This window comes from Vibrio ziniensis (assembly GCF_011064285.1).
Taxonomy (GTDB): Bacteria; Pseudomonadota; Gammaproteobacteria; order Enterobacterales; family Vibrionaceae; genus Vibrio; species Vibrio ziniensis.
The window spans coordinates 498,348-520,925 of the sequence record NZ_CP049331.1 but is presented as its reverse complement, the minus strand read 5'-3'; the positions used below and the strand labels follow the sequence as shown (position 1 = coordinate 520,925).

The window sequence follows — 22,578 nt, the reverse complement described above, 5'->3', positions numbered from 1 at the left end:
GGGTATGATATCTTTTTTAATTAATACGATTATTTTCAGACCGCAACAGTTTACAGAGATGTTAATGGTGTGAAAAGTAAATCCATTTAGCCTGTGAGCTAGCCAACAATTCAAACGCACTTAAAGCCATTCAGCATTCATTGTTACATTCAAATTGATAGTCAAAAGTTGAATCAAGGCGGCTTGCGCCGCCTTATTCGTCTTAAATTACAATACTAGACGACGGATGTCGCTTAGGCAGTTATTCAAGTAAGTGATGAAGCGTGCACCTTCAGCACCATCGATCACACGGTGGTCGTATGATAGAGATAGTGGAAGTTGTAGACGAGCTTCGAACTCTTTACCGTTCCAAACTGGCTTCATTTCAGACTTAGATACACCAAGGATACCTACTTCTGGCGCGTTCACGATTGGCGTAAATGCAGTACCACCAATGCCACCTAGGCTAGAGATAGTGAAACAGCCACCTTGCATGTCCGCTGCAGTCAGTTTGCCTGCACGAGCTTTCTTAGACACTACTGCTAGTTCGTCAGAAAGTTCGTAAATGCCTTTCTTGTTCACGTCTTTGAATACTGGAACAACTAGACCGTTTGGTGTATCAACCGCGATACCTACGTTCACGTATTTCTTCAGAATCAAGCTTTCGCCGTCTTCAGAAAGAGATGAGTTAAATGCAGGGAACTCTTCAAGCGCTTTCGCCACAGCTTTCATGATGAACACAAGTGGAGTGATCTTCATGCCAGTGTCTTTCTTCGCTTCAATTGCATTTTGCTCTTTACGGAAGTTTTCTAGCTCAGTGATATCTGCGTTATCCCACTGTGTAACGTGAGGGATCATTACCCAGTTACGGTGTAGGTTTGCACCAGAAATCTTCTTAATACGAGATAAAGGCTGAACTTCAGTGTCACCAAACTTGCTGAAATCAACTTTCGGCCAAGGAAGTAGACCAAGTGCTGCACCGTCACCTTTACCAGAAGCCGCTGCTACCGCACCAGATTCAAGACGCTTAAGCGCCTCTTTCACGTAGTTCTGTACGTCTTCTTTTTGGATACGGTTCTTACGGCCTGAGCCTTTCACTTTCGCCAGGTTTACACCAAATTCGCGTGCTAAACGACGAACCACAGGTGAAGCGTGTGCGTAAACGTTGTTCTCTTCAAACTCAGTCGCTGCTGGAGCTGCTGCAGGTTTCGCCGCTTCAGCTTTAGGGGCTACCGCTGCTGGAGCTGCTGCTTGAGCCGGTGCCGCTGCTGCAACTGGCGCTGCGCCAGCAACTTCGAACACCATGATTAGAGAACCAGTAGAAACTTTGTCACCAGCCGCTACTTTGATTTCTTTAACAGTACCAGCGAAAGGCGCAGGTACTTCCATAGATGCTTTGTCGCCCTCTACAGTAATCAGAGATTGCTCTTCAGATACTGTATCGCCAACGGCAACCATGATTTCAGTCACTTCAACTTCGTCACCGCCGATATCAGGAACGTTAACTTCTTTAACGCCAGATACCACTGCTGGAGCCGCCGCCGGAGCTGCTGCAACTGGTGCAGGTGCTGCTGCGCCTGAACCTGCTACTTCAAAGATCATCACTAGTGAGCCAGTTGATACTTTATCGCCTGCTGCAACTTTGATTTCTTTTAGTGTACCTGCGAATGGCGCTGGTACTTCCATTGAAGCTTTGTCACCTTCTACTGTCAGTAGAGATTGCTCTTCAGCGATTGAATCGCCAACAGCAACTAGGATTTCAGTGACTTCAACTTCGTCGCCACCGATATCCGGTACACAAACTTCTTTCAGTTCACTTGCTGCTGCAGGTGCCGCTACTGGAGCTGCCTGTGCCGCTGGAGCAGACGCAGTTGCGCCTGCTTCTTCGCCTTCTTGTTCTAAGAAAAGCATGATAAGTGAACCTGTTGTTACTTTATCGCCAGCAACAACTTTGATTTCTTTTACGATACCCGCTTGAGAGGCTGGTACTTCCATAGAAGCCTTGTCGCCTTCTACAGTAATTAGAGACTGCTCTTCTTCAACCTTGTCGCCAACGCTGACAAGAATCTCAGTAACTTCAACCTCATCCGCACCGATGTCAGGTACATTAATTTCGATTGCCATTATTCTTTCCTACCTTCAATTAAGCGTATAGCGGGTTTGTTTTTTCAGTGTCAATGTTGAATTTCTTGATTGCTTCAACAACCACAGATTTCTCAACATCACCACGTTTCGCTAGTTCGCTTAGCGCTGCAACCACAACGTAACCTGCGTTCACTTCGAAGTGACGACGTAGGTTCTCACGGCTGTCAGAACGACCAAAGCCATCAGTACCCAATACTTTGTATGATTGAGCTGGGATAAACGCGCGTACTTGCTCAGCGTAGTTCTTCATGTAGTCAGTCGCAGCGATTGCAGGCTCAGTACCCATTACCGTTTGGATGTAAGGTACTTGAGCTTCTGCTTCTGGGTGAAGCATGTTGTAACGCTCACAAGCTTGACCATCACGAGTCACTTCGTTGAATGACGTTACAGAGTAAACGTCAGAAGCAATACCGTAGTCATCACTCAGGATTTGAGCAGCTTTGCGTACTTCGTTCATGATAGTACCAGAGCTCAATAGCTGAACTTTCGCTTTATTACCCGCGTAAGTTTCTAGCTTGTAAATACCCTTACGGATGCCTTCTTCAGCGCCTACTGGCATTGCTGGCATTGCGTAGTTTTCGTTCATCAGAGTTAGGTAGTAGAACACGTTCTCTTGATCACCATACATACGACGGATACCGTCTTGCATGATTACCGCAACTTCGTAAGCGAATGTTGGGTCGTAAGAGATACAGTTCGGTACAGTACCAGCCATGATGTGTGAGTGACCGTCTTCGTGTTGTAGACCTTCACCGTTTAACGTTGTACGACCAGCTGTTGCGCCTAGTAGGAAACCACGAGCTTGTTGGTCACCTGCCATCCATGCCATGTCGCCAACACGTTGGAAACCGAACATAGAGTAGTAGATGTAGAACGGGATCATTGGCAGATCGTTTGTGCTGTATGAAGTTGCCGCTGCAACCCATGAAGACATAGCACCTAGCTCATTGATACCTTCTTGTAGTACCTGACCTGACGTTGCTTCTTTGTAGTAAGAAACGATGTCACGGTCTTGAGGAGTGTAGTTCTGACCATGTGGGTTGTAGATACCGATTTGACGGAACAGACCTTCCATACCAAATGTACGAGCTTCGTCAGCAATGATAGGAACGATATTTTCACCAATGTTCTTATCTTTAAGCAATACGTTTAGAGTACGCACGAACGCCATAGTGGTAGAGATTTCACGCTTCTGCTCATCAAGCAAAGGTTGGAACTCTTCAACAGCTGGAATCACTAGCTCTTTAGTGAATTTAGGTAAACGCTTAGGCGTGTAACCTTTCAGAGCTTTACGACGAGCGTGTAAGTATTCGTATTCTTTCGAACCTTCTTCCAGAGTTAAGTATGGAAGAGCTTTCACTGCTTCGTCAGTTAGGATGTCTTGAAGACCTAGACGATCACGTAGGTGTAGAACGTGAGTCATATCCATCTTCTTAACTTGGTGCGCGATGTTCTTACCTTCTGCCGCTTCACCCATGCCGTAGCCTTTTACTGTTTTCGCTAGGATTACAGTTGGGCGACCTTTGGTGTCTTGTGCATTCTTGAATGCTGCGTACAGTTTAGAAGAATCGTGACCACCACGTTTCAGTGCAAATACTTCGTCGTCAGTCATGTCTGCAACAAGTGCTGCAGTTTCTGGGTACTTACCAAAGAAGTGCTCACGTACGTATGCGCCATCTTTAGATTTAAATGTTTGGTAGTCACCATCGATAGTTTCGTTCATTAGTTGAAGAAGCTTACCGCTAGTGTCTTTTGCTAGTAGAGAATCCCAGTTGTTGCCCCAGATAACTTTCACTACGTTCCAACCAGCACCTTTGAATAGACCTTCAAGTTCTTGAATGATCTTACCGTTACCCATAACAGGGCCATCTAGACGCTGTAGGTTACAGTTGATTAGGAAACATAGGTTGTCGAGTTTTTCACGAGCAGCGAAAGAGATAGCACCGCGTGATTCTGGCTCATCCATCTCACCGTCACCTAGGAACGCATATACACGTTGCTCAGTGGTGTCTTTTAAACCACGGCCGTCTAGGTACTTAAGGAAACGAGCTTGGTAGATAGCAGAGATTGGACCAAGACCCATAGATACAGTCGGGAATTGCCAGAACTCAGGCATCAATTTAGGGTGTGGGTATGAAGGAATACCTTTGCCGTCTACTTCTTGACGGAAGTTGTCTAGTTGCTCAGCAGTTAGACGACCTTCTACGAATGCACGTGCGTAGATCCCTGGAGAGATGTGACCTTGGTAGTACACCAAGTCGCCGCCATCTTTGTCGTTCGCAGCACGGAAGAAATGGTTGAAACAAGTTTCGTAGAATGCAGCCGAAGATTGGAAAGACGCCATGTGGCCGCCTAGTTCTAAATCTTTCTTAGATGCACGTAGAACGATCATGATTGCGTTCCAACGGATGATAGAGCGTATACGTCGCTCTAGCGTTGTGTCGCCCGGATATGCTGGCTCTTGTGCTGCTGGGATCGTGTTGATGTAATTCGTTGTGATGCCTGTAGGCATATCAACACCATCTAAACGAGCTTTTTCTAGCACTTCTTCTAGAATGAATTGCGCGCGCTCTACACCTTCTTCACGTACAACTGACTCAAGTGCAGCTAACCACTCCTGAGTTTCCAGTGCGTCTACGTCATGCTTCATGTCGGACATGGCGATCTATCCTTCTATTGGTTGGATTCTATTTATAATCGCAATAAACCGCTTATTGCGGCTCATTACCCTGTTGGATACGACGTAAAGAACGCTCACGACGAGACTGTTCTCTGGTCAGTTCCAACAATGTTTCTTCAATATAAGCTAAATGAGAATGTGACATCTCGCGCGCCATATCAGGCTTACCAGAAACAATCGCATCCACGATGTTAGCTCGGTGCTTGTTTACTTTCTCAACCGCTTCTGGGCGGTGACGGAGTAATTTAAAATTCTGTAAAATGTTTTGCTCTAGCAAAGGTGCAAGACTTCGAACAATATGCAGAATCACTACGTTGTGAGTGGCTTCAGTGATGGCGATTAGAAATTCCATTACTGTAGAAGCTTCTGCTTCAAAATCATGCTTTTCTTGGGCTTCGCTAATTTTCAATATACTTGATTGAATGCGAGCAAAATCTTCTGCTGTACCACGTAAAGCCGCAAAGTAAGCTGAAATACCTTCTAATGCATGGCGAGCTTCAAGTAAGTCCAGCTGAGTTTCTGAATGATTTGACAATAAATTTAGCAGAGGATCGGAGAAACTTTTCCAAATGTGCTCACTGACGAACGTACCACCGCCTTGTCGACGGTTAAGTAGGCGTTTAGCTTCTAAACGTTGAATGGCTTCACGAACAGAGGGACGAGAAACATCAAACTGTTTTGCTAATTCGCGTTCTGGTGGCAGCTGCTGTCCAGGGGACAGAGTTCCTTCAATAATCAGACGTTCCAACTCTTGTTCAATGACATCGGAGAGTTTCGGCTGACGAATCCTTTGATAAGCCATAATTTATTATTCTTCTACTCTTTATGCTTTCGTTGGTAATTGGTAATACCAATTTCAAATTGACGAAGAAATTAACATATCTCCAACGCGAATGTCTAGCTAAATATTGACCTAAATCATAAAAGGCATCTTGTATAAACAGTTCTTTAACAAGAAGAGGTCAATATAGCAATAACAATGGTAAGACCAATTACATTATTTATACAGAGAGTAAATTATGAGTTAAGCCTGTTATTTATAGATTTCATGAATACTTCAGGTCATTTTCTGGATGTGAATCACAAATATTTACCAAACAAAAAGCGGCTTAGATAAAGCCGCCCTTTCTCTCAATTATGCGTTTCAATTTTTTCTTTATCAAAATATTAAAACATTGTTTCTTTTTTTATAATTAATTTATTTTGCATCTAGATGATCAATCATTAGTTGCAAAGTCTGATTTCCACGGAACTCATTGATGTCCAACTTGTACGCTAATCGTATTGTTTTCACTGAAGCATCAGGCCAACGACGCAAATCAACATTGAAGGCAATACCATCGATCATGATGTTGGTTGGGTGACCTTTGTGGAGTGGCTCCAACATTAATTTAAGATGTTTTTCACCCACCAATTTTTGATGCAACACTTTAAACTCGCCATCAAAAATCGGCTCTGGAAATGCTTGCCCCCATGGGCCACCAGCTCGTAATGTTTCAGCGGTATGCATAGAAAATTCTTCAGGTTTGAGTTCACCATCGGTCAGAATTACACCTTTTAGCATGGCGTCATCAAGATCCTGACGAACCACTTCGTCAAACAGTTTACAAAAACGCTCATAGTCTTTCTCAGCGATCGTCAAACCAGCAGCCATCGCATGACCACCAAATTTCTTAATAATGCCAGGATTTTGAGTATCAATTTTATCCAGCGCATCACGCATGTGCAGCCCGGCAACAGAGCGACAAGAGCCTTTAATCAGACCATCACCACCATCGGCAAAAGCGATCACAGGACGGTGATATTGTTCTTTAACACGGGAAGCGAGAATACCGATAACACCTTGGTGCCAATCTCTCTGGAACAGCACTAAGCCATACGGCAGCTCACTATCTTTGCCAAACTCTAGACGCTCACAAAAAGCCATCGCCTCTTGCTTCATCCCTTCTTCGATATCTTTGCGCGTTTGGTTTAAACCATCTAATTCACTCGCCATACGACGAGCGGCATGAATGTTGTTACACAACAGAAGCTCTACACCAAAAGACATATCATCCAAACGACCGGCAGCATTAATACGAGGTCCAAGAGCAAAACCAAAGTCAGATGCCACCAATTTGCTCGCATCACGCTTAGCGACTTCAATTAATGCCTGAATCCCCGGTCTGGCTAAACCAGCGCGAATTCTCTGCAAACCTTGGTGCACAAGAATACGGTTGTTTTCATCCAACGCGACCACGTCAGCAACAGTACCCAATGCAACCAAATCGATCAGTTCCATCAATTTAGGCTCTTGCATGTCTTGCTCGGTGAAATAACCCACTTTACGCATGTGAACACAAAGCGCCATCATCAGATAAAAAGCGACACCTACGCCAGCCAATGATTTTGATGGAAAGGCGCATTGCTCAAGGTTGGGGTTTACCATCGCATCCACTTCTGGCAGCTCATTTCCAGGCAAATGGTGGTCTGTTACCAATACCTGCAAGCCTTTCTGCTTTGCATAGCGTACCCCTTCAATCGAGGAGACGCCGTTATCCACCGTCATGATCATCTCAGCGCCTAAGCTTATCGCCTGATCAACCACTTCAGGACTTAATCCATACCCATCTTCAAAACGGTTTGGTACCAGATAATCTACATTACGGCTGCCAAGCATACGTAGAGCCAACACCGAGAGCGCAGAACTGGTTGCTCCATCTGCATCAAAATCACCGACGATAATAATGCGCTTTTGCTCATGAATAGCTTGAAATAGCAGTTCAACCGCCTGTTCTATACCATGCAGTTTTTGGTAGGAATGCAGTGCTTTAGCTGCTTTGTTCAACTGCTCTAAATCGGTGACACCACGGTTTATATACACACGTTTTAAAATTGGTGGAATAGAATCGGGAAGAAGAGATAAATCAGGTTCTGGTCTGCGTTGAATTTCGATCATAGCTGTTTTCTGTCATGCATCTATGTACAGACTTGAGGTTCCCCAAGTCTGTACGTTCATCAATTACTGCTGCTGAAGGCGTTGTTCAAGTTGTGCTGGTGGAAGATATCCACCGACCATATCGCCTGACGGTAAGAAAATTGCTGGTGTACCACTGATACCCAGTTGACGACCAAGTTGATAATGGTCTGTAATGGTTTGTTTGCATTGCGCTAAATTTTTACCTTTAGCCACTTCAGCCATAGTGCGAGTCACTTTTGCGTTATGCATCGCTGCAGCCGGATCTTCAGAGCACCAGATTTGTGCCATACTGTCCGCCACTTGACCGCTAGCTCCCTGACGAGGAAAGGCCAGATAACGAACAGTAATGCCTCGCTTATTGTATTCTTTCATTTCTTGATGTAATCGAACACAGTAGCCACATGTGATATCAGTAAAGACTGTCACGGCATATTTTTCGTTTTCTGCTTTATACTCAATCATGCTGTCTCTGAATTGTGCGATTTTCTCAGCATTGATTGGCGCTTGACGCTTGGCCATCACATCCACATACGAACCATCTTCAGACAGCTCATATAAAGTACCTGCTATCAGGTATTGTGCATCAGGAGAGGCAAATAACACACCGCCTTCGGTTTTCACTTCAACCAATCCATCAATCGACGAAGGCACGACATCAATCACAGGCATACCCAGCTTCTCAAATTTGTTTATGAAAACATCTTTGTCGATATCAGTTGCAGCAGAAGAACTAGCTGAAAAACTGGCTAAAGCTAAAAACGGTACAAGAAGTAGAGTCAATCGGCGGAATACGCTCATTAAAATCACCTTTAAGCCCTCGGATGGTGCTCATTATGTATTTGTTTAAGTCGCTCAGTGGCAACATGAGTATAAATTTGGGTGGTTGATAAGTCACTATGCCCCAAAAGCATCTGTACCACACGCAAATCTGCTCCATGGTTTAACAAATGGGTCGCAAAAGCATGACGTAAAACATGCGGAGAAAGTTTCTCGACGTCAATGCCAGCAATCACTGCATAATGTTTAATTCTGTGCCAGAAGGTTTGTCTGGTCATTTGCTGTGCTCGTTTACTTGGGAAAACCACATCCGATGTTTGCTGTCCCAATAGTTCAGACCGACCTTGATGGAAAAAAGTTTCAATCCATTCAATCGCGTTTTCTCCCATAGGAACTAATCGCTCCTTGCCACCTTTACCGATGACGCGCACAACTCCTTGGCGCAAGCTGATATTCTCTGTAGTCAAAGACACCAATTCCGTCACACGCAACCCAGTTGCATATAGAAGTTCAAGCATCGCTTTATCACGCAACTCTACAGGATCGTTCAAATCCTGAGCATTAAGCAGATCTTCGACCTGCTCTTCCGTTAAATCTTTCGGCAAACGTTTGGGTAATTTCGGGCTGACCATTAAAGCTGTTGGATCATCACTCCGCACTTTTTCACGATGCAGATATTGAAACAAACGGCGTATTGCAGAAAGCATTCGTGCACGCGATGTCTGCTTGTAATCTTGGTCAATTAACCATGTTTGGTATTCTTGCAGACCAGATAAGCTGATGTAGTTCAGGTGGTAGTTGTTCTTATTCATCCAGCCTAAAAGTTTTGTTAAATCATTACGATATGAAACTACCGTATTTTCAGACAAACCTCTTTCTAGCCAAAGAGTATCTAAGAACTGCTCCATTATTCCTTGGTCAGGCAAAAATAATTCTGACACGTTTTCCTCTTTTTCTTATTGTTATGCAAGATGACCACGATATGGCAATTTACCATTTAGGCTACGAGATATCGCATGGATATACCATAAAAATCGGGTTCGCTCAGGATATTCGCTGCACTCTTCGTCATTTTATGTTTAGAATCCACCATTCCAGAGCAACAAAGAACGCAATAACCTATGAAAATTGGTCTATTTTACGGCTCAACTACCTGTTATACCGAAATGGCTGCCGAGAAAATGCGCGCTATTATTGGTGATGATCTACTCGACATTCATAATGTAAAAGAAACGCCACTCAGCTCAATGAGTGACTATGATCTGCTAATATTAGGCATCTCGACGTGGGACTTTGGAGAGATCCAAGAGGACTGGAACGAATTATGGGATCAAATAGATGGCGTACCGCTAAACGGCAAGTCCGTCGCATTGTTCGGCTTAGGCGATCAAGAAGGCTATGGCGAATGGTATCTGGATGCGATGGGGCTGCTCCACGACGAGATCAAGAAGACGGGAGCTAACATTATCGGTTACTGGCCTAATGAAGGTTATACGTTTGAAGCATCTAAAGCTCTGACGGAGGATGGTTCTCACTTTGTTGGCTTAGCGTTAGATGAAGACTCTCAATACGAACTCAGCGATGAGCGCATTGCTACTTGGGTAGAACAAGTGTTGATTGAGTTCCAAGAGTCACTTTGAACAGCTGTGCAGTTCTCCCCCTCAGATGAGGGGGAGGAGTAAAAGTTTATTCTAACAACCCCCGATATTTCTGCCAGTCGAAGACCAGACCGGGGTCGGTTTTACGCATCGGAGCAATATATTGGTGTCCCGTAATTCTTGACACTGTAATTTGCGGATAAACGGTCATTAAATCTTGGCTGAGTTTGGCCAATGACTGATATTGAGCCTCGGTATAAGCAACAAAATCCGAACCTTCCAGCTCAACACCTATCGAATAATCATTGCAACGTTCTCTACCAGCAAAAGAAGACACCCCTGCGTGCCAAGCTCTGGCTGTAAACGGTACAAACTGCACCACTTCACCATCACGCCGAATCAAACAGTGCGCAGATACGCCCATTCTATGAATCACTTTAAAAAACGGATGCTCATCTGGATTCAGTTTACCGGTAAAAAACTGCTCAATATAATTTCCACCAAATTCCCCCGGAGGCAGGCTAATGTTATGCACCACCAGCAAAGAGATATCTTTAACATCGCTTCGCTCGTCAAAATACGGTGACGGCACTTTACGCGCATTGTGATACCAACCTTGGTTATCAATCATAAAGAAACCTTTGTTTATTCGTTCAGAGTTTCTGATTTTAACTGTCTCACGACGAAATGCGAGATTAAGGGCTGAATTTAAATTCGAGTCAGCGTATCATTCGTGGCCTCTGTTAATCCGGAATAAGATTTGCGATGAAAAATACTCACAATAGCCAAGAGCGTCTTGATTACCTAAAACAGCAACTACCATTGGAAATTGCTCGCACCGTTGAAGCGACCCTTAAGGAAGATTTAGGTGGAACGCTAGATCCTGCGGCTGATCTTACTGCAAACCTTATCCCCGCGGATGTGCAAGGTACAGCAACCATCATTACACGAGAACACGGTGTTTTCTGTGGTAAAGAATGGGCAAATGAAGTTTTCAAGCAACTCGGCGGTGAAGTCAAAATCGATTGGAATGTGGAAGATGGTGACAAAGTAGAACCAAACCAAACGCTTTGTACGCTTTCAGGCCCCGCTCGAATTCTGCTTACAGGTGAGCGCAACGCGATGAACTTTATTCAGACGCTTTCAGGTTGTGCGACAACAACTGCTGAATATGCAAAAGTACTAGAAGGCACAGATTGTCGTTTGCTCGACACCCGAAAAACCATTCCAGGATTACGCAGTGCTCTGAAATACGCAGTTGCCTGTGGTGGCGGATTTAACCACCGTATCGGTGTGTTTGATGCTTACCTAATTAAAGAAAACCACATCATCGCCAATGGTGGTATTACTCAAACTATCAAAACCGCGAAAGAGCTCAATCCCGGTAAACCAGTTGAAGTGGAAACTGAGAGCCTAGCAGAACTACGTGAAGCAATTGAAGCTGGCGCTGATATCATCATGCTCGATAACTTCACCATGGACATGATGCGTGAAGCCGTTGCAATTAATGCTGGTCGCGCTGCGTTAGAAAATTCAGGTAACGTAACCTTAGAAACCCTGCGAGAATATGCGGAGACTGGCGTCGACTACATCTCTGTAGGTGCATTAACTAAACATGTGAAAGCGATGGATCTTTCTATGCGTTTTAAATAAGCATCGTAACACTCGTTTTATTCTTCAAACCCGCTTCGGCGGGTTTTTCAGTACCTTCTCAATAGATATCTCCCAACGAATGTGAAGCCATACGAAAACTTTTGTTCGCTATGTGAAAGCCACACAGAAAAACAATTTAATCACTCGCGTAGCTACACACCTGTTATTTTCAATATTTCACGTAAAGCATAATCTCCATTTAGAGTACCCACCGATTGGAGAAAGGTGATGGATTCAAAGCGACCTAAATGTCTACAAGGTTTTACTCTGATTGAGCTGATGATAGTGGTCAGTATCATTGGCATACTTAGCTCTATAGCCGTTCCCGTATACAAAAATTACCTTTTAAAAGCCGAAGCTAACGCCGTGATGAGCTTGCTGAGGTCTTTGCAAACCAACATTGATTTGGAGATATTAGAAACCGGTAGTTTTCCCTCTCAATTAAGCACCATAGCTAGCCCGGAACAGATCCGTGATATGGGTGAACTTCACTTAGAAAATATTAATAGAGAAAATGGCGATATCCGCTTTGTTATCAATTCTGATGCTTATCTTAAAAACAAAACAATTACCTTTACTCGGTCCTCTACTGGTTGGAGATGTACTCATAACACAGAACAGAAGCTGAAAGGCTGTGAAAGTCAACAATCCCAGCAGATAAGCCAACAATGATAACCAATCTAATTGCTTTATTGCGCCAAGCTGGCTTACTCCATTCAGATCAAGAAGTTGCAGTGGTTAATCACATCAAAGTGTCTGGAGATAGTGTTCCGGAAACATTGATTCAACTAGGTATTATTCAGTCAGCGGATCTTACGGATTATTTGAGCAAACAACTTGGTCTGCCTATCGCTCAGTTAAACGACAATGATCATTCTGACCTTTGCCAACGCTTGGGATTGAGAGAGTTAATTGTTCAATTTAATGCAATACCAATAAAATTAGATAAAAATCAATTAACCATTGCTGTATCAGACCCAACATATCCAAATGTGGAACAAGAGTTTCGTTTTAATACTGGCTTAAATATTGACCTTGTTTTGGCTGATCATAAATCATTACAAGCAGCCATTCGTCGGCTTTATGGCAAATCTCTTAGCAACAAATATGAACAGGCAAAAGAAATAAGCCAAGATGAACTAGCCAATCTGGTTCAGCTCTCCGACGATGAACTACAGTCCATTGAAGATCTCAGTCAGGATGAGTCACCAGTTAGTCGATTTATCAATCAGGTATTACTTGATGCAGTTCGAAAAGGCGCATCTGACATTCACTTTGAACCCTACGAAAACCTTTACCGCATACGACTTCGCTGTGACGGTATTTTAGTCGAAACACATAGACCAGCTAACCATCTAGGTAGAAGATTGGCGGCTCGAATAAAAGTACTGGCTAAACTCGATATTGCCGAACGTCGGTTACCTCAAGACGGAAGAATTAAGCTTCACTTAAATCAGAGTACTGCTGTTGATATCAGAGTGTCATCACTACCAACATTATGGGGAGAAAAAATCGTGTTACGCCTGCTTGATAGCAGTGCGAGCAACCTCGACATTGATAAGCTAGGCTATAACTCGTTACAAAAGCAGCAATACTTAGATGCGCTAAAAAAACCACAAGGCATGATTCTAATGACAGGGCCTACAGGAAGCGGTAAAACCGTATCACTGTATGCTGGTCTACAAATGATCAATACTTCTGAAATAAATATATCAACCGCAGAAGATCCGGTTGAAATAAACCTCTCTGGTATTAATCAGGTTCAAGTTCAGCCTAAGATTGGTTTTGGTTTTTCTGATGCTCTGCGCTCTTTCTTACGACAAGATCCAGATGTCGTGATGGTTGGCGAAATTAGAGATTTAGAAACTGCCGAAATTGCAATTAAAGCAGCTCAAACAGGGCATCTTGTACTATCAACTCTTCACACAAACTCAGCAGCAGAGACAGTGATTCGTTTAGCCAATATGGGAGTTAACCCGGTAAACCTAGCCACCTCATTAAGCCTGATAATTGCACAACGTTTAGCTCGTAGATTGTGCCCATTTTGCAAAATCATGATAAACCCACCAGTTAGTCTTCAAACTCAGTTTAAATTGCCAGAGAGCAAAGTCATTTACCAAGCGAACCGCTTAGGATGCAACGAATGTACCGCTGGCTATTCGGGTAGAATCGGCATTTACGAAGTCATGTCATTTAATTCTGAACTTGCTGAGGCTGTATTGAGCCACGCCAATGCCTCACAAATAGAGGCAATAGCAAAAGCCAATGGCATGATAACGCTACGTGAAGCAGGGATTGAAAAGTTAGCACAAGGGATCACGAGTTTTACTGAGTTACAGCGTGTTCTGTATTTCTAAATAGTTGAGAGTCTTTTGATATGAGGCAACGCTCTACTCCGCAACTCAGTAACTTTGTTTGGAAAGGCATAAACTGCCACGGAAAAAGAGTCTCTGGGCGAATACTAGCCATGACAGAAAACGACGTCCGCAAGAAACTCTCTGAGCAACACATTCAAGTTAGAAAAACCAAAAAATACCGCATATCCGTATTTACTCGCCTGTTTCACAGGATAAGAGCTAAAGACATTACTCTACTCACCCGCCAGCTATCAACAATGCTAACCACCGGAGTTCCGTTAGTGCAGGCGTTAAAGATCATTGCTTCTCATCACAGTAAAGTGGAAATGAAGTTGGTGTTATCACTAATATCGCAAGGTGTTGAAAGTGGTACCCCTATTTCAAAAACCTTGCGTAACACTAGTACTTACTTTGATTCTCTGTACATTGATTTAGTTAAAACTGGTGAGCAAGTAGGCAATTTAGCTGGTATTTTTGATCGTCTAGCAACTTATCGAGAAAAAAGTGAAGAGTTAAAATCAAAAGTCATTAAAGCTTTAATTTATCCTATAACCGTCCTATTAGTTGCATTAGGCGTTTCTTACCTGATGCTCACTTTAGTAATTCCAGAATTCGAGTCTATGTTCAGTAATTTGGGGGCGGAACTTCCATGGTTCACTCAACAGGTATTAAAACTCTCGCACGCAATTCAAACTTATAGCCTAGTCATCGTTTTTATCCTGATTCTATCGTTTATAGTATTTCGCACAGTAAGACAAAAATCATTAGCATTTCGGCTAAAAACCAGCCGATTTGGTCTGAAATGTCCTGTTCTTGGCGCAGTACTAACCAAAGCCGCTATAGCCAAATTTAGTCGTACTCTTGCCACTAGTTTCAGCTCTGGCATTCCGATTCTTTCCGGTTTGAAAACAACCGCTAAAACCGCTGGTATTGTATATTTTGAATACGCTATAGATGAGGTTCAGAACGACATCGCATCAGGAATGCCCATGCATATCGCAATGCGAAACACGGAAGCCTTTCCCGAAATGGTTCTGCAGATGGTGATGATTGGCGAAGAATCTGGAAAACTCGATGAGATGTTGAATAAAATTGCTTCAATTTACGAGCTTGAAGTCGACAATACCGTCGATAATCTGGGTAAAATTCTCGAACCACTGCTCATTTTGTTTCTAGGTGTGGTGGTTGGTGGATTAGTTATAGCAATGTATTTGCCAATCTTTAACTTAATGAGTGTGTTGGGGTAATATAATCATCATTAACGCATTCAACAGCTTAGTTATTTAATGATTACCCTCGATTTCACTGCGGCAAATGAGCAAATAAATGGAAATTTTTGACTACTATCCTTGGCTTTTCGTAGCATTTGCCTCCCTTCTTGGTTTAATTATTGGCAGTTTTCTTAACGTAGTGATTTACCGACTGCCGAAAATCATGGAACGTGAATGGCGTCAGGAATGTGTTGACTACTTTCCTGAATCCAATATTCAACCACCAGAAGGCAAACTGACACTAAGCACACCGCGTTCAACCTGCCCTAGTTGCAACACGCCACTACGTATTATCGACAATATTCCTGTTATTAGCTGGTTAGTTTTACGTGGTAAATGCGCTCACTGTCAAACATCCATCAGTGCTCGTTATCCTTTGATTGAGCTGCTAACGGCTGCTATCAGCTTTGTTGTTGCACAACACTTTGGTTTTAGCTATTTCACTATTGCCTTGCTGTTTTTCAGCTATGTCCTTATTGCCGGAACCTTTATCGATTTAGATACCATGTTGTTGCCGGACCAACTCACTCTGCCGCTACTTTGGGGAGGCATCGCTCTTTCACTTATAGGTATTAGCTCTGTCTCTTTACAAGATGCCATTATTGGCGCTATTGCGGGTTACTTAGCTCTTTGGTCTGTATATTGGGGTTTCAAGCTCGCAACGGGCAAAGAAGGGATGGGATACGGCGATTTTAAACTACTTGCAGCTCTTGGGGCTTGGTTAGGCTGGCAGTTATTACCATTGATAATTCTGCTTTCATCTCTTGTGGGTCTTGTGTTCGGTATTATTCAATTGCGATTGAAAAAACAAGGTATTGATAAAGCTTTTCCATTTGGGCCTTACATTGCGATTGCTGGATGGATAGCTTTATTGTGGGGAAACCAGATTATTGATAGATACTACGCTTACCTATTGGGGTACTAAACAATGGCATTAATAATCGGACTCACCGGTGGTATCGCAAGCGGAAAGACGACAGTTGCCAATCTGTTTCATGACCAATTCGGCATTGAGATTGTTGATGCGGATGTTATCGCTCGCCAAGTCGTAGAAAAAGGCAGTGAAGGACTACAAGCTATTCATCAGCACTTTGGCGATGAAATATTAACCGCAGATAGTGAACTAAACCGAGCCGAACTTCGAAAGCGAATCTTTGCCAATGAAAATGAAAAAGCTTGGGTAAACCAGTTACTTCATCCGATGATTCGTCAACGAATGGAGCAAAAACTGAAACAGGTCACTTCACCCTATGCGTTACTGGTGGTTCCTTTACTTACCGAGAACAACTTACAGCATATGGCTGATCGAGTTTTAGTGGTTGATGTGGATGAAGAAACACAAATTGAAAGGGCAATGAGTCGAGATAAAGTACCTATGGAACAGGCCAAATCTATCCTAGCGGCACAAGCTACTCGTGAACAACGTTTAGCCATTGCCGATGATGTGATTAAAAATAATGCAAAAAACCAGAAACTTTTGCCTCAAATCACAGAATTACACAAAAAGTACCTAGCCATCAGCCGTAAAAATCTGTGAGAATAAACCGAAAGGACGCAAGGCAAATCTGATGACAACACACAAGTTTGAACACCCTCTGAATGAAAAGACACGTATTTACTTACGAGTTGAAGCTTTACTGCACCAGATGGAAAAAGCATCAGCCTTTGCTGACAGTATTCAGCACCAGTTATTTTTCCGCTCTCTGTTCGATCTGCTCGAAATCTTCGAGCAAATACAGCTAAAGAGTGAACTAGCAAAAGATATCGAAAAGCAGCGCCTCACCTATCGTAGTTGGCTGAATGTCGACGGTGTAGATCAAAACATGCTGACAACACTGCTTAATGAAGTCGATGACGTTCATCGTAACCTAATGAGCGCAGACCGTTTTGGACAATCGTTAAAGGAAGATCGCTTCCTGTCTGCTATTCGACAGCGTTTTAACCTTCCTGGCGGCTCGTGTTGTTTTGATCTTCCGGCTTTGCATTACTGGCTACATTTATCACTAGAGAAAAAGTCGCAAGACGCCAATAAATGGATGAGCACGTTAAAACCGTTGTTAGATGCATTAACTCTTTGGCTTAAACTCACTCGTGAAACTGGCACATTTAAACCTCGCATTGCTCAATCAGGATTTTTCCAAAGCGATGCTGAAGATGCCAATATCCTACGCCTGTCAATTCCGCTCGAATACGGTGTCTACCCAATGATCTCAGGGCATAAAAATCGCTTTGCGATTAAATTTATCGACTTTAAAACTGGGCAAGCAAGCTCGGAAGAGATACCCTTTGACCTTGCTGTGTGCTGCTAAGCGAATCATTCTTAGCACACAAACCATCATTAATAGGAAATCCAGATGTCGTCCCAAAAGCCTACTTTGGTGAAATGCCCTCAATGCAAACAAGATGTAATATGGAGTGAGCAAAGCCCTCATCGCCCTTTTTGCAGCAAGAAATGCCAAATGATCGATTTCGGTGAATGGGCTGATGAAGAAAATGCCATCGCAGGCGCACCTGATATGTCTGACTCAGACGGATGGTCAGAAGAGCATCACTCTTAATTTCAGATTGGATTTGAACCATAAAAAAGCCCCGAATATCGGGGCTTTTTACTAATATTTGTCAAAATTATACCATCCTAGATAAAAATATGATCAGAATGAGCATCGGCGAGCAGCGAATGGGCGTCAAACGCAAACGCGCATTCATTCGTCCCTGAAGCTCCGCCGAGCCATCCATGGCTCGGAGGGTTTGCTTATCGACGTCCATTCACTGATCAGGAAATTTTCCAGAATGGTATTACTCTTCAGAATCTGAGTTAGATTCTGCATTTGAAGCGTCAATTTCAATATCGGTCACGCGCTGCAATCCTCTTGGCAGTAACCCACCACGACGACCACGTTCACCACGGAAGTTATCGAGATCACTCGGTTTCAGACCAAGCTTACGCTTACCTGCATACAAAGTGACCGACGCGCCACTTGGTAATGCAATCAGATGAGACACAACTTCTTCACGAGACTTCGATTTCGCAGCCGGAATATTGATGATCTTGTTACCTTTACCTTTGCCTAACTGAGGCAGATCTTTAATTGGGAACAACAACATGCGTCCCAAGTTGGTAATGGTAAGGATCTCATCACTATCCAGATCACTTATGGCTTGTGGCGTCATAATCTCTGAGTTTTCAGGCAAGGTTACCAGTGCTTTACCGCTACGGTTCTTAGACAGAAGATCAGTACCTTTACACACAAAGCCATAACCTGCGTCAGAGCCTACAAGCCATAACTGATCTTCTTCGCCCATGATGACCTGACGGATGGTTGTACCTTCCGCAACGTTCAATCGGCCGGTTAGCGGTTCGCCCTGACCACGAGCAGACGGCAAAGTATGTGACTCAAGTGAGTAACTGCGACCATCGCTACCAAAGAAGACAGCTTGCTGGTTACTCTTACCACTCGCTTGAGCTAAGTAAGCATCACCGGCTTTATAGCTTAGGCTGTTACCATCCACATCATGCCCTTTCGCATGACGAATCCAACCTTTTTCAGACAACACAACAGTGATCAATTCACTTGGCATCAGATCACGCTCAGTCAGCGCTTTTGCTTCTTCACGCTCAACCAATGGTGATCGACGATCATCACCGTACTTCTCAGCATCAGCTTTGATCTCTTTCTTCAGCAGTGTGTTGAGACGACGTTCAGAACCCAGCAACTCTTCAAGTTTCTTGCGTTCTTTCTCCAGTTCATCTTGTTCACCACGGATCTTCATCTCTTCCAGTTTCGCTAAGTTACGAAGTCTAGTGTCTAGAATCGCATCCGCTTGAATATCAGTGATACCGAAACGAGCCATCAAGACCGCTTTTGGATCATCTTCAGTACGGATGATCTCAATCACTTCATCAAGGTTTAGGTAAGCAACTAACAAACCTTCCAAGATATGTAAACGATCCATCACTTTATTAAGACGGAACTGCAAACGACGACGAACAGTGTTACGACGGAATTCGATCCACTCACTTAGAATATTAACTAAGCCTTTCACCTGAGGACGATTGTCTAGACCAATCATGTTCAGGTTTACACGGAAGCTTTTTTCTAAATCGGTAGAAGCAAACAGATGGCTCATTAACAAGTCACAATCGACACGGTTTGAGCGTGGCACGATAACGATACGAGTCGGGTTTTCATGATCAGACTCGTCACGTAAGTCATCAACCATCGGTAGTTTCTTGGCACGCATCTGGTTTGCTATTTGTTCCAGAAGTTTTGCACCAGACACTTGGTGTGGCAGGGCGGTGATAACGATATCAGAGCCTTCTTTGTGCCAAATAGCACGAGCTTTGATACTACCACGACCGGTACGATAGATTTTTTCCAACTCATCTTTAGGAGAAATGATTTCCGCTTCAGTCGGGTAATCCGGTCCTTTCACAAATTGCATCACTTCAGAGAGTTCTGAACTCGGATTATCGATAAGGTGGATAGTCGCATCGGCAATTTCGCGTACGTTGTGTGGCGGAATATCTGTCGCCATACCAACCGCGATTCCCGTAACACCGTTAAGTAAGATGTGCGGTAGACGCGCTGGCAGCATTTGTGGCTCTTTCATTGTGCCATCAAAGTTTGGTTGCCAATCAACGTTACCTTGGCCAAGTTCGCCTAACAATACTTCAGCAAACTTCGACAATTTCGCTTCTGTATAACGCATTGCCGCAAAAGATTTCGGGTCATCTGGCGCACCCCAGTTACCTTGACCATCAACCAGTGGGTAACGGTAAGAGAACGGCTGAGCCATTAATACCATCGCTTCATAACACGCAGAGTCGCCGTGCGGGTGGTATTTACCTAATACGTCACCAACGGTACGTGCCGATTTTTTGTATTTTGCTGCAGCAGAAAGCCCAAGCTCCGACATTGCATAAATAATGCGTCGTTGAACCGGTTTTAAACCATCGCCAATGTATGGCAAGGCACGGTCCATGATTACGTACATCGAGTAGTTGAGGTAAGCATCTTCCGTAAACTTACGCATTGGAAGCTGTTCAACGCCCTCGAAATTAATTTCAGTCGTCATTCATTACACCTCAGCCAAATCGCCATTGCTTTGTAGCCAAGTACGGCGGTCATCTGCACGTTTCTTGCCTAGTAGCATGTCCATCATCTCGTCAGTTGCACTCTCATCATCAATAGTGAGCTGAACTAAACGGCGAGTGTTCGGATCCATCGTCGTTTCACGCAATTGAAGTGGGTTCATTTCACCCAATCCTTTGAATCGCTGAACGTTAATCTTGGCTTTCTTCTGGCTTAGTCGTTCCAAAATACCATCTTTCTCTGCGTCATCTAACGCGTAGAAAACTTCTTTACCGCAATCGATACGATAGAGAGGTGGCATAGCAACATAGATATGGCCAGCTTTAGTCAACGCTTGGAAGTGCTTAGTAAATAGGGCACACAACAGTGTTGCGATATGAAGACCATCCGAGTCCGCATCGGCAAGAATACAAATTTTACCATAGCGTAATCCGCTTAAGTCATCGCTATCTGGGTCAATGCCCAAAGCAACTGAGATATCGTGAACTTCTTGAGAAGCAAGAACCTGATCAGCAGAAACTTCCCAAGTATTCAAAATTTTACCACGCAGAGGCATTACCGCTTGAAACTCACGGTCACGAGCTTGCTTAGCACTACCGCCCGCAGAGTCCCCTTCCACGAAGAAGATTTCAGTGCGGTTAAGATCTTGTACTGAACAATCGGTCAGCTTACCCGGCAATGCAGGACCTGAAGCCACTTTCTTACGTACGACTTTTTTGCTCGCTCGCATACGGCTGTGAGCATTTGCAATACAGACTTCGGCTAATTGCTCGGCAAGCTGTGGTTTTTCATTCAGCCATAAACTGAACGAGTCTTTCACAACACCAGAAACGAAAGCTGCCGTTTGGCGAGAAGAGAGACGCTCTTTGGTTTGGCTAGCAAACTGTGGATCTTGCATTTTCACCGAAAGAACATACGCACAACGGTCAAAAACATCTTCGCCTGTGAGTTTCATACCACGTGGAAGCAAATTGCGGAATTCGCAGAACTCACGCATAGCATCTAATAAGCCCTGACGTAATCCATTGACATGTGTCCCGCCTTGAGCCGTTGGGATCAAGTTAGCGTAACTTTCCGTGATTAACTCACCACCTTCAGGTAGCCAAATAACAGCCCATGTGACGGCTTCAGTTTCAGCGCTAAATGCCCCCGTGAATGGCTCTTCCGGTAATACTACCGAATCTTTAATGCCTTCAATTAAATAGTCTTTTAAACCATCTTCATAAAACCAGCGGTACTCTTTGTCATTCACCTTGTCGCTAAAAGTGATTTCAAGCCCTGGGCACAGCACCGCTTTTGCACGCAAGTTGTTGACTAAACGAGATACAGAGAAGTTGGAGTAATCGAAATAAGAGCTATCAGGCCAGAAATGGACGCTAGTACCACGATTACGGCGACCACAAGTCCCCGTCACAGTAAGATCAGAAACTTTGTTACCGTGTTCGAAAGCAATTTCATAAATTTGACCGTCGCGACGCACTGCCACTTCCACACGCTTAGAAAGCGCGTTTACGACCGAGATACCTACACCGTGTAGACCACCTGAAAATTGGTAGTTTTTGTTGGAGAACTTACCACCAGCGTGGAGCTTACAGAAAATAAGCTCTACACCAGAAATTTTTTCTTCTGGGTGAATATCTACAGGCATCCCCCGACCATCATCAATCACTTCTAGAGATTGATCGGCATGTAGGATCACCTGAACCTTTGTGGCATGTCCGGCCAACGCTTCATCGACACTGTTGTCGATCACCTCTTGTCCAAGGTGGTTTGGGCGCGTTGTATCCGTGTACATCCCAGGCCTGCGACGCACTGGTTCTAAGCCATTAAGGACTTCAATGGCTCCAGCATTATATTGCTCTGTCATAATATGTAATGCTTTTATCGATAAATAATTGGTAACTTTACATCTCGTTTATTAACGCTTTATTTTTCTAACAATAAGTCAAGAATTAACGTGTTTTTTAACACTTAAACGAGAAAAGTCTAAGAGGAACATACTCTGGAAGAGAGCGACCGATGTCAAGAGACATCAGTCAGTGACGAGCAAAATTATGACTCTAACC

Annotated in this window: 18 protein-coding genes; 9 read left to right on the top strand and 9 right to left on the bottom strand. The window is 43.8% G+C overall.

Features of this window, described 5'->3' with window-relative positions:
• Positions 1 to 207: 207 nt before the first annotated feature.
• The 6 genes from aceF to xerD all read right to left on the bottom strand — a co-directional run bounded on the left by aceF (position 208) and on the right by xerD (position 9,481).
• On the bottom strand, positions 208 to 2,103 hold the full coding sequence (aceF, locus tag G5S32_RS02420; RefSeq protein WP_165310316.1) for a pyruvate dehydrogenase complex dihydrolipoyllysine-residue acetyltransferase: 1,896 nt from the start codon (positions 2,101 to 2,103) through the stop codon (positions 208 to 210).
• 19 nt (positions 2,104 to 2,122) lie between these two features.
• Positions 2,123 to 4,783, bottom strand: a complete 2,661-nt coding sequence (aceE, locus tag G5S32_RS02415; RefSeq protein WP_165310315.1) for a pyruvate dehydrogenase (acetyl-transferring), homodimeric type — start codon at positions 4,781 to 4,783, stop codon at positions 2,123 to 2,125.
• Positions 4,784 to 4,835: 52 nt separating this feature from the next.
• Positions 4,836 to 5,606: a pyruvate dehydrogenase complex transcriptional repressor PdhR gene (gene pdhR, locus G5S32_RS02410; protein ID WP_165310314.1), complete on the bottom strand. Its 771-nt coding sequence runs from the start codon at positions 5,604 to 5,606 to the stop codon at positions 4,836 to 4,838.
• Positions 5,607 to 6,002: 396 nt separating this feature from the next.
• On the bottom strand, positions 6,003 to 7,742 hold the full coding sequence (gene recJ, locus G5S32_RS02405) for a single-stranded-DNA-specific exonuclease RecJ (protein WP_165310313.1): 1,740 nt from the start codon (positions 7,740 to 7,742) through the stop codon (positions 6,003 to 6,005).
• A 63-nt stretch (positions 7,743 to 7,805) separates the two neighbouring features.
• The gene (dsbC, locus tag G5S32_RS02400; protein ID WP_165310312.1) at positions 7,806 to 8,561 is read right to left on the bottom strand and encodes a bifunctional protein-disulfide isomerase/oxidoreductase DsbC; all 756 of its coding nucleotides are present in this window, start codon (positions 8,559 to 8,561) and stop codon (positions 7,806 to 7,808) included.
• 11 nt (positions 8,562 to 8,572) lie between these two features.
• Complete coding sequence (gene xerD / locus G5S32_RS02395; protein WP_165310311.1) at positions 8,573 to 9,481, bottom strand: site-specific tyrosine recombinase XerD; 909 nt, start codon at positions 9,479 to 9,481, stop codon at positions 8,573 to 8,575.
• 180 nt (positions 9,482 to 9,661) lie between these two features.
• Here xerD and fldB point away from each other — a divergent pair, with 180 nt between their 5' ends.
• The gene (gene fldB, locus G5S32_RS02390; protein WP_165310310.1) at positions 9,662 to 10,180 is read left to right on the top strand and encodes a flavodoxin FldB; all 519 of its coding nucleotides are present in this window, start codon (positions 9,662 to 9,664) and stop codon (positions 10,178 to 10,180) included.
• 46 nt (positions 10,181 to 10,226) lie between these two features.
• Here fldB and ampD read toward each other — a convergent pair whose 3' ends face one another.
• Positions 10,227 to 10,769 carry a 1,6-anhydro-N-acetylmuramyl-L-alanine amidase AmpD gene (ampD, locus tag G5S32_RS02385; protein ID WP_165310309.1) on the bottom strand — a complete coding sequence of 181 codons (543 nt, stop codon included), beginning with the start codon at positions 10,767 to 10,769 and terminating at the stop codon, positions 10,227 to 10,229.
• 134 nt (positions 10,770 to 10,903) lie between these two features.
• On the opposite strand from ampD, the gene nadC reads away from it, so the two are divergent.
• The 8 genes from nadC to yacG all read left to right on the top strand — a co-directional run bounded on the left by nadC (position 10,904) and on the right by yacG (position 17,977).
• The gene (gene nadC, locus G5S32_RS02380) at positions 10,904 to 11,791 is read left to right on the top strand and encodes a carboxylating nicotinate-nucleotide diphosphorylase (protein WP_165310308.1); all 888 of its coding nucleotides are present in this window, start codon (positions 10,904 to 10,906) and stop codon (positions 11,789 to 11,791) included.
• Between the two features lie 228 nt (positions 11,792 to 12,019).
• Positions 12,020 to 12,463 carry a pilin gene (locus G5S32_RS02375; RefSeq protein WP_165310307.1) on the top strand — a complete coding sequence of 148 codons (444 nt, stop codon included), beginning with the start codon at positions 12,020 to 12,022 and terminating at the stop codon, positions 12,461 to 12,463.
• Complete coding sequence (pilB, locus tag G5S32_RS02370; protein ID WP_165310306.1) at positions 12,460 to 14,148, top strand: type IV-A pilus assembly ATPase PilB; 1,689 nt, start codon at positions 12,460 to 12,462, stop codon at positions 14,146 to 14,148. The genes G5S32_RS02375 and pilB overlap by 4 nt, the downstream gene beginning before the upstream one ends.
• Positions 14,149 to 14,168: 20 nt before the next feature.
• On the top strand, positions 14,169 to 15,395 hold the full coding sequence (locus G5S32_RS02365; protein ID WP_165310305.1) for a type II secretion system F family protein: 1,227 nt from the start codon (positions 14,169 to 14,171) through the stop codon (positions 15,393 to 15,395).
• Between the two features lie 79 nt (positions 15,396 to 15,474).
• The gene (locus G5S32_RS02360) at positions 15,475 to 16,344 is read left to right on the top strand and encodes a prepilin peptidase (RefSeq protein WP_165310304.1); all 870 of its coding nucleotides are present in this window, start codon (positions 15,475 to 15,477) and stop codon (positions 16,342 to 16,344) included.
• A gap of 3 nt (positions 16,345 to 16,347) precedes the next feature.
• Positions 16,348 to 16,956, top strand: coding sequence for a dephospho-CoA kinase (coaE, locus tag G5S32_RS02355; RefSeq protein ID WP_165310303.1), 609 nt, complete (start codon positions 16,348 to 16,350; stop codon positions 16,954 to 16,956).
• A 31-nt stretch (positions 16,957 to 16,987) separates the two neighbouring features.
• Positions 16,988 to 17,728, top strand: coding sequence for a cell division protein ZapD (zapD, locus tag G5S32_RS02350; protein WP_165310302.1), 741 nt, complete (start codon positions 16,988 to 16,990; stop codon positions 17,726 to 17,728).
• Between the two features lie 45 nt (positions 17,729 to 17,773).
• Positions 17,774 to 17,977, top strand: coding sequence for a DNA gyrase inhibitor YacG (yacG, locus tag G5S32_RS02345; protein WP_165310301.1), 204 nt, complete (start codon positions 17,774 to 17,776; stop codon positions 17,975 to 17,977).
• Positions 17,978 to 18,215: 238 nt separating this feature from the next.
• Here the strand turns inward: yacG and parC are convergent, their stop codons facing one another.
• Positions 18,216 to 20,495, bottom strand: coding sequence for a DNA topoisomerase IV subunit A (parC, locus tag G5S32_RS02340; protein ID WP_165310300.1), 2,280 nt, complete (start codon positions 20,493 to 20,495; stop codon positions 18,216 to 18,218).
• A 3-nt stretch (positions 20,496 to 20,498) separates the two neighbouring features.
• A complete protein-coding gene (gene parE / locus G5S32_RS02335; RefSeq protein ID WP_165310299.1) occupies positions 20,499 to 22,379 on the bottom strand; it encodes a DNA topoisomerase IV subunit B in 1,881 nt (626 codons plus the stop codon).
• Between the last annotated feature and the right edge of the window lie 199 nt (positions 22,380 to 22,578).